Consider the following 13,471-nt stretch of genomic DNA (forward strand, 5'->3'; position numbering starts at 1 on the left):
TGCCAAATTCATGAAACAGAAAAAAGCCGCCCAGCGCATGTAGGCGACTTTCTTCGCTTTATGATAGCTATGACGCTTCCGGCATTCGGATAAGTGAACGCTTCCCGGCGCCTGTAAGAGCAATAATTGTTGCCGTCTATGTATCTGCTCGGAGCTATGCAGTTTGCAGTCTGCTGCTAATTGGTACACCTATCGGTATCTTACCTGTGATAAACTTGATAGAGTCTACAGCACTACACACTGCTGGAACTGCCATCATAAGGAGATCACATACGATATGAAGCTTATATCCTGGAATGTTAACGGTTTGCGCGCTTGTGTGAACAAGGGCTTTTATGATTATTTCAAGGAAATGGATGCCGACATCTTCTGCATTCAGGAATCCAAGCTGCAGGAAGGCCAGATTTGCATGACCTTCGACAGCGAATACCACCAGTTCTGGAATTATGCTGAGCGGAAGGGATATTCGGGAACCGCTGTGTTTACCCGGATCAAGCCGTTGTCTGTCCGTTATGGCATGGAGGAGGACCGTGAGCCGGAGGGCAGAATCATTACGCTTGAATTTGAAACCTTCTACCTGGTTACGGTCTATACACCTAACTCCAAGCGGGACTTGGCAAGGCTTGACTACCGTCTGGAGTGGGAGGACCGCTTCCGCGCTTATCTGCTCGGACTCGATAAGGTTAAACCTGTCATCCTATGCGGCGATTTGAACGTGGCCCATCAGGAGATTGACCTTAAGAATCCGAAGTCCAATGTTAACAATTCCGGCTTTACGCCCGAGGAACGGGGGAAAATGACGGAGCTGCTGAACGCCGGGTTTACCGACACATTCCGCCATCTGTACCCGGATCGTGAGGGTGCTTACACCTGGTGGTCGTATATGCCGAAGATCCGGGAGAGGAACATCGGCTGGCGGATCGACTATTTTCTCGTGTCGGACCGCTTAAAGCCGATTATCCGCGATGCCCGGATTGACCCTCATGTTATGGGGAGCGACCACTGTCCCGTCCTACTGGAAATAGACGAAATCGATCAAAATTAGCGCCTGCTGCTTAATTTCTGCCTTCCGCGTGTATTAGTAAGCTAGAGACTACTGATACTGGAGGTATGGTGATGAAGCTGTCGTACAATACGGAAACCCTGTTCCAGGGAATGAGCATCTACGAGGCAATGGAGACCCTCGCTGCGAACGGGCTGAAGACCATTGAGTTCTGGTCCTGGGAGGACAAGGATCTGAACCGGATCAGACAGTTGATGGCTGACTATGATATGAACGTCGCCTCCATTGTCGTGAAGCTTGAAAGCCTGGTAGACCCGGCCCGCCGGGAAGCGACCGTCGATGCGGTCAAGCGGTCCGCAGAGGCTGCCAACCAGCTTGGCTGCTCAACCATGGTACATACCGTAGGCTTCGAGGCCGGGCATCTGTCCCGCGAAGAGATGCGCAAGAGCCTGGTTGAAGGCCTGTATGCCTGCATCCCGGCCCTTGAAGAGGCAGGCATCACAACAGCGATTGAGCCGCTGAATACGAAGGTCGATCTGGAGCTTTCCGGCTATTATCTCACCACCTCGGAGGAAGCCCTTGATATTGTCAAGGAGATCAATCATCCGCTGGTGAAGGTCTGCTATGACATCTACCATGTGCAGGTGATGGAGGGGCATGTCATTTCGCGTATGCAGAACAACATCCATCACATCGCCCATATCCAGGCCGCAGGCCATCCGGGACGGCATGAGCTGTACCTCGGAGAGCTCAATTATGACAATATCTTCGATGCCATCAAGCAGATGGATTACAACGGTTATGTCGGCATCGAATATTTCCCGATTCATGACCCGATCGACGACCTCAAGCGAATTCATGCCAAGCATCATACCGGCTGACAAAAATATAAAGGAGTTCCCGCGGCGGGAACTCCTTCTCTCATTTTACCCCATTGTGGTGATGTAACGGCCCGTCAGCTTACCTTCCCGTATACGTCAATCTCCCCGCTTTGCTCACCGCCAGCCAAGCTTCATGCAGCGATTTCACATAGCCTTCCGCCCGGCCCCTCGCTTCCTGCACACGGGTCCGAACCGTTAGATCCATCATATCGATCTTCTTCTTGTAGACAGACACCAGGAGCTGGTCAACCTTGTTGGCTGCTTCAAGCTCGCTAACCGTCCTGCGCACCTCAACCAGGAACGCCGCCGTTTCCTGCTCCATCTTCTTCCCTGCATCGTAGCAGGCTTCCGCCGATTCAAGAGCCTGCGTGTACATCGCCTGGTAGCCATCCATATAGGCATTAAAGGCCGTCACGAACTCGCGGTCCTGAGCCAGCAGCGGGGCCATCACGCCGAAGGCAAAATTGCCGCTGTGCGGAAGCTTCAGATTAAGCACCTGGTTCAGCGACTGAAACAGGCGGTCCGAAGCCGATACATATTCCTCCACATTGGCCTCCGCTTCCCGTACCGCTTCATCAATCGATTCCGTCTTGACGACGGCAGCGACCACCTTGTAAAGGTACTGGGCATGGACGGAGTGCAGCTTGAAGAAAATCATTCCCGGCTGCCCGTCGAGCAGCCCCTTGGTCTCATTCAGAATATTGCGCAGCGACCGGAGATCCATTAATAAGGAGGCCAGGTAACCGGCTTCTGGCGGCATGGTGAGCGCGGACTTATTCAGCACGCGGTCGCTGTTCTTAAGCGGATCGGACATCCTGCCATCCTCCTCTCATCAGCTCGCGGTTCCAGCGGCAGACCCGGATGCACCGGACGGGTCCGACGGCTCGGAAGGTTTATCTCCATCTTCCTTCTCAGCCGGCTCAGGCTGATTAAGCATCTGATACAGACGGGCAGCAAGCTCATCGCGCTTCTGCAGAATTGTAAGGGCGTAGGAACGCATGCGGTTCTCGTTATAGAGCTCCTGATTCTTAAGCTCAAGCCCGCGAATCGTCTCATCCTGCAGACTCTTCGAGTAGCTGTCCAGCGCCTCACCCTGACCAAGCAAGGCTTCCACAACTATGCCTTCCGTTCGCATGACGTACTTATTAGCGGCCAGAATAATACCCGGCACGTTAAACGTCGTGCCTGTCGCATCGTCATAATACTCCGAGACATAATCCTTCTTGACCCGCAAATAGCTGGACAGCTCAATAATCTTGCCCTCTTCATCCAGGAAAGGCGTCTCCTCGACGAAGCGGTGATGGCGGTCCTTGTAATCGAATATGTTCGTCAGCTGATGCAGAATAGAGTTGCGCACCTCTACGCGCGCCTCGGGTGCAATCACATCGTTCAGCAGGTTGTTAAGCTGCGGCAGCGGCACCTCCCGGTAGTAGTCGGCATCCTTGCCATCCACTGTTGCCGCTTCATAATAGCCGACACGCACATCCACCAGATGCAGCACGGAAATATACTCTTGGTTCATCTGACGGAAGACGTAATTCAGCGTCCGGCTTACATTAATATTTTCCACTTCCCGGCTGATCGTGGATTCCTCGGAGGTCAGAGAACGCTCCTCGGTACTCGTATTAACCTGTACCTCCCGCTGCGATGAGGCCTTGGCCGCGTGCTTCTGGATGCTGTTGGAGACGTTCTTGGCAAATTCCTCGCGTGCTCCGTTGGTATCCGAGCTGACGGATGCCGAGATGCGCGCGCTGCCCCAGCCCCAGCTGGCCTTCGCTTCGCCGTCAACCGTGTACTTGAAACTTTCCTTATACTGCTTCTGGTCGGATTGTTCATCCATCAGTGACTTCTCAAAATCCTGCGCGCTCTCCGCATTGAACGAGTCCAGAATGCTCGATGCCTTCTGCGCCTTCGTCTCGTTGGACTGATAGGACTTGATGCTGATCTTCGTCTTCTCGCCCGGCAGAAGAGAGAACGTCTTGAGAACCCGTCCGGCCCCATAGCTGCCGAGATAGGTAGACAGCATATACTTCTCCACCAGAAACAGCCGCCGCGAATGCGAAACGACGTCTGGCAGAATGGATACTCTGACTGGTATGGTAACTTCGGTCGTGTTGTTGGCCTTGTCTCTGCATCTGGCTGTGATGAAGTTCAGGCCGGGGTCCGTCAGCGTCAGCTTCCCGGACCACGAGCTCCAGTCATCCAGAGCCTTGGGCTGCACGGGTACCCATACCGGATTGTGTCCGACAGTCAGTTCTACTGCCTGAACCCCGTTAGCATCGGAGGACGTACCGGTTACCTCTACTAATACACCATTCGGTTCAACACCGGTAAGCTCAGCCTGCTCCTTAGGTGATGTGATCGTAATGGAAGGCGGCTCCACATCGACGGTCACCACCATACTCGTTCTGCCCTCAAGTCCCGCTGCATCCACACATCGTGCGTGGATCGTATTAGTACCGCCGCTTAGCTTGACGGTTCTCGACCAGTTTAGCCAGTTGTCGCCGCTCTCCGCCGGCTGGAAAGCGCCATCATTAACCGCCACTTCGACCGTCGTAATAGCTCGGTTGTCAGAAGCGGTGCCCCGAACGAGTATTGGGGTCTCCTCGCTGCCGCCAGGCACATACCCCCCAGCAGGGGATGTTATACTAACTGTTGGCGGGACGGTATCCGGCTCTGCACTGAGTGCAATATGCACGGTGATTTCCCGCGCTGCCGTTGTATAGCCGTCGACATGGGTCGCTACAGCCCGAATCACAACTGGTCCCGGGGAGTCGGCAAATGCATTCGTCAAGGTCCAGCTGCCGCCTGTTCCAAGACCCGCAGTCTGCCAGGATTGGCTGCCGATCCGTACCTGTACGGATGCCACTGTCCCTCCAACTGCGGATGCCTTACCGGTTACCGTGAAGGTTGCGCCGGTATGGGGGCCGTTAACTGTTCCGCCTGGAGCTGGTGACGTAATTGAAACACTGATATCATGATCCGGCTCCTCAGGAATCGGGTCACGATCGATATCATCCCGGGGCCGCATCATAACAACCGGGCCGCCCTCCTCATGAATCGGAAGCGGCGCCCTGGCGAATGCGGCTGCTGGGCTTATGCCCGGTACCGTAGTGCTTACAAGCTCGCCTGACATGGAGCGGTAGACGAGCGGCTGCTCCTCCGCCGCTATGACCTTTTCCGCTGTACCGCTACTGCTTGTTAACGTCCTGCTCCCCAGCTTTGCCGCGCTTCCCCTGCCGCCTCTGTAAATGTTCTCACCGAGCTGCAGCTCGATGAAATTCCGTCCCGTGTAGGCAATCGTTTCGGGAACGCTGTAGCTGATGACTGGTGCCGAGCCCCCTGCCTGCATTTTAATAACCGGCCCTTGATTGTCTCCCATTATTGACCCTCTCCCCGTGATTAGTACCTGTCAGTCTTGTTGTGTAATCCAATCTTAATGACGGCGGGTCACTGCCGCAAGTGCTCATTAACCATATTTATCCTTTCTTTAGAACTTATGACAAAATTCATCATCCCCCTGCTCGAACTTGTGAAAACAAGAAAAAGCCAGCTCCCTTAGACTTATCTAAGAATGCTGACTTTGGTATCAGGATAATGCCTTCAAGCCTAATTTACTACGACTGTCTTCAGCAGCCAATCTGTTCGAACCTTCCGAGCAGCTCCTCCATAGTCCAAACCTGAACACGCTCAGGCAAATCCTGCCCCAGGGAGCAAACTGCCAGCTTGTAGCCCGGATCCACATTATACTGGCCGAAACGCCAATTCTCCCGGGCAGCCGGGCCCGTTTCTGCATGCAGCTCAATCTCTCCATTCCTGTGCAGGGTGAAGCTGAACGAATCCAGCGGAATCGACATGCCCGCCCCTACCGCCTTGATATAGCTTTCCTTCAGGGTCCACAGCTCGAAGAAGCAATCCAGCTGTTGACTGTGCGGCTGTGCTCTAAGGAACTCCGCCTCCGATCTTGAGAAGAAGCGGTCCGCAATAGCCAAATCTACGGTATGTATCTGCTCCACATCAATTCCAACTGGAGCAAAATCGAACACCGCAGCCACCCACTGGCCGGAGTGCGACACATTATACTGGCAGTCCGGCCGGCCGGACAGGCCCGGTTTCCCGTAGCTGTTCGAGCTCCGCAGCTGCTCCAGATCCAGCAGCGCCCACCTCTCAGCCGCATACACGCGGACCAGCAGCTCGCCCACCATCGACCGCACGCGGTCATCCGTCTGCCGGTAGGCCTCCACCTTGCTTCGTCTGGCCGGACTGAAGTTCGGCAGCGCACGTTCACGCAGCAGCAGTTCCTCCCGATAAAGCGCCTCCTGCTCCGCCGCAGAACCGCCGCGGCATCCGCCAATCCTTACAGCGATAATATCCATTCGTGCCCCCCATTCTATAGCTGTAACAGCGTGGTTTAGCGGCGAGATGAAGATAGCTGACGGCTGCCACAATCATCTCTTGCACATACGCCCGTATCTGTACCCAAAATCTTAGATTTATTATAGAGTTATATGCCGCTGGGCGGCAACAGTCTCTCGCAAGATAGACAAAAGAACCGCTCAGGCTGTTAAGCCTTAAGAGCGGTCCTTATGAGAAAAAGATGGCTGCCAATTACAAACTCAGCATCAGCATTTGATTTCGGCGCCTTTTCTCGAATACCAGAACCAGCAAACGAACAAACTGATAGCATAGTATCCTACGAACAGGTACAGGGCAAAATCAGCGCTGCCTGTCGAATCAATCGACCAGCCGAAGATTTTGGGAATGAAGAAGGCACCATATGCGCCAAGCGCCGCAATGATTCCAAGTACGGAACCGGACTGCTTAGCATCGAATATAAAGGGAACCATCCGGAAAGTCGAACCGTTGGCAAGGCCCGTTCCAGCGAACAGGATCAGGAACATGGTCAGGAAGCCGGCAAAATGGTTCAAGTGCAGGAAGTAGATAACTCCGCTTGTTGCCAGCACCATGGACAGGGTTACCCAGAACGTTACCTTCGCTCCACTGTTCACCTTATCGGAAATCCAGCCGCCGATCGGGCGGAACGATGCGCCGATGAACGGTCCAAGGAAAGCGAGCTGAGCCGCATTGATGTCAGGAAACTCTGCTTTGATCAGCAGCGGGAACGCCGCCGAGTAGCCGATGAACGAACCGAAGCACATGACATAGAGCCAGGTCATAATCCAGGTATGCTTCTTGCCAAGAACAGCCAGCTGTGAGCTGACGCTCTGCTTCGTGTTCGGCAGATTGTCCATACCGAATGCTGCAAGCAGGACAGCCGCAATGATAGGAATTACCCATACGAAAGCTGCGTTCTGAATAAATACTTCCGATCCATCCGGCAGCACCTGTGCGCCTCCGGTCATCGAGCCGATAAAGCTGAGTCCAATAACAAGCGGTGTTGCGAACTGGACGACACTCACGCCAAGGTTGCCGACTCCGACATTGATGCCGTTAGCCGTGCCCTTCTCCTTCTTCGGATAGAAGGGTCCGAGCGTTGCAGTTGACGATGACAAGCATCCGCCGCCAAGCCCACACATAGCCGCCAGAATGACCAATACGTAATACGGTGTTTCGGGATTTTGGACCGCTACGCCAATACCGATTGTCGGGAACAGCAGAAGCAGCGTGCTAATGATTGTCCAATTCTTCCCGCCCATGATCCCGGGCATGAAGGTGTATACAAGCCGCAGTGTTGCACCCGATAATCCGGGAAGCGCTGCCAGAGTGAACAGCTCGCTGCTGCTCAGGTTAAAGCCTACATCATTAAGACGCACTGCCGTTACTGACCAGATCTGCCAGACAATGAACGCGAGTATAAGTGCAAATACGGAGATCAGCAAGTTTTTCCTCGCTGTCTTTCTGCCGGAATCTTCCCAAAACTTAGCGTCTTCAGGCTGCCATGTTTTTATTGTTGCCATCTTCTTCTCCCCCATAACTCTTGTTGATGTCTCAATATTAAGCGTTACAGGGAAAGTGCGATGTTAATTTTATCACACCCAAAATGGTGTTTTTTGAAGGTAACATACTGATAACCCATCTCAGGATTCACTTATTTGACAAAAGGAAGGGATGATTCTAAAGACTGAGACACCCTTGTGCCAGCGGGAAGAAGCTATCCCTTCACTCCCGACAAAGGCTTCTCTCTCAATGCCTTGAAACAGAAATCGACCGTACTCCGCACGGCTGTCCATCGCTCCCAGAAGCTGCCGGGCAGCTGACTCCCGCCAGATAGCGAAACGAGAGCAAGCCTCCTCCAAACCTGACCCTGCATAGAATCAAATTCATCCGCTGATGTTTCTCCAGAAATAGAGGCAAGCGCCCAGGAAGTCTGGCCCCGCCAGTTGGCTTGTACAGGCGGCTCTTCCCCTTCGGACCAGAACATACCGCCGAACATCCGCTCGCCTGTATCATAATCCGCATGGAATTTGATCATCGCATTGCTGTAGTCAGTCCATTGTGTGCCTGCCGGAGAATCATTCCAGGCTATCCCGTTAAATCTGGAATTGAAGACAACATTCGTGATCGTTCTCGTATTGCTCCCATCCGCCAAAACAACCTGCAGTCCATCACCGTTATTCACAAGCGTGAAGGTGACCGTTGACGGGACAAATGTGCCATCCTTCCGTCTGCAGACCGTGCCATAATTGCCGCACCAGGCATCCGGTGTTGACGGTGCATCCGTAGAAGACCAGCCTTCCGCTGTCCCGTTCTGAACCAATCTGCCAACAAAGCAGCGCTGCTCCTGCTCTGTAAGCTGAAAGGCTGCTTCAAGGCCTACCCCACCCTTGACTGACGCCTTAAGAATCCCGCTGCGGTACGTGACTTCTTCAAGCCGGGTTTCCCCCAGCCATACTGCTCCCGCTTCAGAACCTGAAGCAGCCGATATGATCAAGTCAGGCCCTTTCTCCTGTCCCGCCGCAGTTTCATAACGACCGTTCCAAATATCCAATGGCCGGGCAACCCAGCGGCCTCGAAGATTCGCTGCAGCCGGCTTTTGGGCCCCTTCCGTCCATATGTAACCGGATATCGAAGGCTGACCTGTCAGCGGATCCACAAAGAGGCGCAGGCATCCGCTGCCGAATGCTCCGCCGGCACGCTGCCAGCTTATTTGATCAGCGCAGCGGTTGACCGGCGATATCTCTTCGCTTCCGATGTACAGCGCACTTCCGCCATCATAGAGCTGATAGAATCCACTCCACTGCCCTTCTTGATACAGCTGGACAGCAAATTGGCCTAACCCACTTTGCACATACTCATGTTCTCCAGTCACTTGCTGTTCCGGCAAAATTATTTCAGAGGCAATGACATTGCTTTCGACCGGCGGATTGTCGCCCCGCCATATCTTCCCTTCTATGATCCGGGCCGCATGGTCCGCTGCAGCTTCTGCCATCCGGAACACGAGCGCGCCATGACTCGGATTCCCGTCGTCTTCATTCCAGATCAGCGTGGAATTAGCGAACGAAAACCTCCGAATGCGTGTGTTGTTCAGATAGACGGCACATGCTGTATGGTCCTGCGAATCACTCATAACGGTCAACACCAGATCGTTGCCCGGGCAATAATAGGCGCCGGTCCACGGCAGGAGCATAGTTGCCTCTACATTCGGCAAAGCCGCTCTGACATCGTTCATAGTGGCGGCATATCCACGGCTCTTGTGCCAAGCATGCATGAAGTCTTGGCGGTCATCAGCGGCTTCTGCCAGCTTCAATGCCAGACTGTACGCAGCGGTAAACTCCGGTGCTGCCAGCATATCGATGATCAACTGCTCGCCCGGAGATCTTGGCGTATCCGATCCCTTGACAGCGCAATTCAGATTGCCCGGCTGCCGGCTCATCAGAAGACGCCGTTCCCAGGCATCAAGGTCCGGGAAGCGGTCGTTAGACAGCGCAGACGCCGGATCACATTCATACAAATCCTGCAGCTCCAGATCACGCGTCAGCTCCAGCATAAATTCAGCCGCATGCGTCCGCTCCGGATGCTGATAGTCAGCAGGGATGCAGTAGTCCGCGAGCTCCCGGATCGCCTGAATTTCTCTATCGCCATACAGATCGATCACTTTGCGGGCCGGGTATGTCCATGGCCTGCTTCCCGGCTTAGCCATCCCGATGCGAACCGCCATCTCCACATGGCTCTCGGTAGAATCCTTGGGCGGTATGTAAAAGGTGGACAAGCCCTGAATGCTCGCTTGAACATCGGGCATCAGCAGGTCGCTCAGCCTCCACTGGTCGACAACCGGCGGCAGGGTCGGATAGTGAGCCGCTATATAATGGGTAACTTCATAATCCGGCCCGTACACACCCTGCAGAAACTCAACGAGCACATTGAAGTTCTTGTTCAGGTACCCGCGCCGGCGAAACCCGGTAACGCCGACCAGCCCGGCCTGCCACAGGACCACGTGCTGTGTGGTGTCCGGCGCTTTTCCCCGGAGCAGCATATCAGTCGCCTCCATCGTCTGCATGCCCGGATAGCTTGGGTCGACCCCAAGATCCGCACACAAGCAATCCAGCGCCGATATCCCCGGCTTCATGACAGCCTGATGCCCTTCGCGGCGGGCAATCGCCACTGCTCTGTGGGTAGATAAGGCAAACACACCAGGATGCCCGTAATATATGCCTGCTACGGTTTTCCCCTGCCGCACGTAATAGAGCATGGCTTCTGTCATCTGCATATAGGTGCTGTAGCGCGGCTTATTATCGCTGTACAATGCGGAGAGATCATAAGCATCCGGCCGGCGCTCCCTTATCCAGATCTTGGTTACAGCATCTGTCACCACAAAGAAAACGTAATCCGCCGCCTTCAAGTACATCTCGGTGTCCAAGGTAAAGCCTGCTGAGGCAATACCCGAACCCATAATGATCAGCCTGCCTTTAGGGGCATCAGCCGCCCTTCCCTGCTGTTGTTCCACACTGCCGTCAAGCGATTCAGCCGTCTTCGCAATTTCCCGCATCAACTGCTCCATCTGTTCCTCAGCATTTGTATAAGCATGCGGCACTTCCAACATTCTCAACCCCTTCCTATAGGGGGATTAGTTCCCCCGCAGCATATGTAAAGGCTTAGCTCCAAGCGATTGAAGAGACGCTGCCAGTGTGACTGCAGCTGTCGTAAGCATGGACAGGAGAATCCCGATGATGCACCAGGTTAAGTTAAGGTCGACATTGCCCTTGACGAACAGGCTTAAGGCGAGCAGTGCAAAGACGAGTCCGGCGAACGACCCGATGATTCCCGACAGAAACGCCAGTACCAGGTTCTCCGACAAAATGGATCTGAGCAGGCGGCCTGTAGACAGGCCGATTGTCTTGAAGATCGCTACATCCCTGTTCTTCTGCACGAGCGACAGCACAACCTGATTGCCGATCATCAGAATCGCCGTCAGGAAAGCGAATAGTGCCATAGCCGAGAAGAAGGTGCTCTGGGTGCTCAGCGTCTTTTGAAGACTGTCGATGATGGAGCTGTTAAGCGAATATGCGACTGCTGAAGCCGGCAGACTGCGGTTAAGATTGGTCAGATGCTCCTGGAAGCCCCTCGCCGATAACTCCACGTAATAATTCAGCCTTGTAGGCGATCCGTAGGCCTTCAATGTGTTTTCCGTAACCCGGATCCCTTCACTCTTGATAACGCCCGATTCATAGAAGCCGACAATCTTAAGCGGTACGACATCGCTGTTAATCCGGACCTCTACGCGGTCGCCGAGCCGGAGTCCCAGATCTCTCCCATAATCCTCCCGCAGGATCGCTGACAGCTTGCCGTTGTCCTCCTCAGTCAGACCCCTGCCCTCTTGAACCGTATAAGCAAGGGCGCTGGAGACAGGGTCAATCCCCTGAATCGTAACGTTCGTTGTGTTCAGGTAGCTGATTTTCCGGTCCGCCGTCGCATCCAGGAACTTCTGCGCAGCATCCGTCCCGCCCAGGCGGACGAACGAGCCCTTCAGTTCATAGCCTCTCGCGTAATGCTTCACACCGGAGGAGCCTTCGAGGACACGGTTCATCTCCTCCTCTTCGTCTGCAGCCGCCGATATGATAACATTGCCGTTGACCTGCTTCTCCATCTGCGCCTGTACCGCGTTTACCAAGTTGTCAGTAAACAGCTGGCTGGCGACGACGAAGAGCACGCCTACCGATAAGGTGATCGTCAAGAGCGCATTGCGTTTATAATCTGAGCCCAAATTGTGCAGCAGCAGGAACCATCTCATAGGCAGTACCGTCTTCAGCCTGCCCAACATCCGGTACAAGAGGCCGTAGCCGAATACGAAGAGCTTCAAGAATACAAGCAGGAAGATCAGAATCAGCATCGAGAGCACGAATGAAGCGATCCACTTGAAGACCACCCCGTCCTGATTGGCCGCTAGCAGCGTTTCATGCAGATAGAAGCCCATCTCCGCGCAGATAACCAAGAACAGCTTTACAGAGGTCTTCCAAGGCAGCCTCTTCTGCTTGTGCACCAGACCCGAATCACGCAGCAGCTCCAGCGGCGACACCTGAATGGCTGAATGAACCGGAGACCAGGCAGCGATAAGCGCGACTGTAATGCCGACAACGAAGGAGAACACAACGGACGGAATGTACAGCTTCCACTCCATTGGCAGCACAAGCATCTTGGCGATGTAGGCGGACATCCCGTAGCCGATCAGATTTCCGATCACAATCCCTGTTAATGTCCCGATGAAGCCCAGGAAGGCCGCCTCAAACAGGAAGTACCGGGCAATACTCGGCTTGTTCATGCCGACAGATTTCATAATGGCAATGTCCCGGAGACGGCCAGCCATCACGATCGTCATTGTATTGAATATCGTAACCGCAGCAATCGCCACAGCCAGCAGGGAAAACAGCTGCATGACGAGCAAAGTCCCTTTGGTTCCCGCCAGCACCTCGGCCTTCTTATCCTCAAGGTCTGCCGCCTGGCTGCCGACGATCTGTTTGCGTATGTTTTCTTTGATTGCCCCGGTATCAGCCGTATCATTCAACTGCAGGTATACTTCGTTGACCGTACCCGACGGAACTCGCGTCAGTTCAATGCTCTTCGAGTAAGACAGATATGCCGTGCCCCAAAATGCGCTGTCCGTATAGGATTCCTGCACACCGTCTACCAGCCCCTTCACCCTGAAGGCATTTAGGGAGCCGTCCTGCTGATTAATCAGCGATACCGTATCGCCTGCTTTGATCTGCAGACGGCCGGCAGCCTGAGCGGATAACAATATTTCATCAGACTGCAGATTCTGAATATCCGGGAATTTCTCTCTCCCGTAATAAGGGTAGGTGTCCGGATCTACACCTTTCAGGATGATATTGGAGGTCTTAAGCTCGGAACGAACCGTAGCGAGTGTAACCCACGCGCCCGTGACCGCTTGACGCTCAGTTTCGGGAACAATGCGACGAATGTCGCCCATCGTCGTGGGCTCCAGATAAGCCTGCACCGACAGATCAGCGCCAAGCAGCTGCCTGCTGGACTGATTGACGGATTCGGGAACCAGCTGGGTCATGGCAGACATGCAGAACAAGCTCGCTGTGCCTACTGCTATCGTTAACAACGTAAACAGTGAGCGGAGAGGTGTCCGCATTAAGCTTCGAAACGCAGATATCAGCATGATGAC

At 54.1% G+C, this 13,471-nt stretch carries 8 protein-coding genes; 2 read left to right on the forward strand and 6 right to left on the reverse strand.

What is annotated here, in order from left to right:
• The first annotated feature begins 277 nt into the window (after positions 1–277).
• The gene (locus DNH61_RS16275) at positions 278–1,045 is read left to right on the forward strand and encodes an exodeoxyribonuclease III (RefSeq protein WP_111147744.1); all 768 of its coding nucleotides are present in this window, start codon (positions 278–280) and stop codon (positions 1,043–1,045) included.
• 71 nt (positions 1,046–1,116) lie between these two features.
• On the forward strand, positions 1,117–1,884 hold the full coding sequence (locus DNH61_RS16280) for a TIM barrel protein (protein WP_111147745.1): 768 nt from the start codon (positions 1,117–1,119) through the stop codon (positions 1,882–1,884).
• A 79-nt stretch (positions 1,885–1,963) separates the two neighbouring features.
• On the opposite strand, the gene DNH61_RS16285 is transcribed toward DNH61_RS16280, so the two are convergent.
• From DNH61_RS16285 to DNH61_RS16310, 6 genes are all read right to left on the reverse strand, one after another.
• Positions 1,964–2,698, reverse strand: a complete 735-nt coding sequence (locus DNH61_RS16285; RefSeq protein WP_111147746.1) for a hypothetical protein — start codon at positions 2,696–2,698, stop codon at positions 1,964–1,966.
• An 18-nt stretch (positions 2,699–2,716) separates the two neighbouring features.
• Positions 2,717–5,266, reverse strand: a complete 2,550-nt coding sequence (locus DNH61_RS16290) for an Ig-like domain-containing protein (RefSeq protein ID WP_111147747.1) — start codon at positions 5,264–5,266, stop codon at positions 2,717–2,719.
• A gap of 247 nt (positions 5,267–5,513) precedes the next feature.
• Positions 5,514–6,260, reverse strand: a complete 747-nt coding sequence (locus tag DNH61_RS16295) for a 4'-phosphopantetheinyl transferase family protein (protein ID WP_111147748.1) — start codon at positions 6,258–6,260, stop codon at positions 5,514–5,516.
• A 246-nt stretch (positions 6,261–6,506) separates the two neighbouring features.
• Positions 6,507–7,802 carry an MFS transporter gene (locus DNH61_RS16300; RefSeq protein WP_111147749.1) on the reverse strand — a complete coding sequence of 432 codons (1,296 nt, stop codon included), beginning with the start codon at positions 7,800–7,802 and terminating at the stop codon, positions 6,507–6,509.
• 194 nt (positions 7,803–7,996) lie between these two features.
• The gene (locus DNH61_RS16305) at positions 7,997–10,885 is read right to left on the reverse strand and encodes an SAM-dependent methyltransferase (protein WP_111147750.1); all 2,889 of its coding nucleotides are present in this window, start codon (positions 10,883–10,885) and stop codon (positions 7,997–7,999) included.
• Between the two features lie 24 nt (positions 10,886–10,909).
• On the reverse strand, positions 10,910–13,465 hold the full coding sequence (locus tag DNH61_RS16310; protein ID WP_111147751.1) for an ABC transporter permease: 2,556 nt from the start codon (positions 13,463–13,465) through the stop codon (positions 10,910–10,912).
• Positions 13,466–13,471 lie beyond the last annotated feature (6 nt).

The organism is Paenibacillus sambharensis (genome assembly GCF_003233845.1).
Taxonomy (GTDB): domain Bacteria; phylum Bacillota; class Bacilli; order Paenibacillales; family Paenibacillaceae; genus Paenibacillus_I; species Paenibacillus_I sambharensis.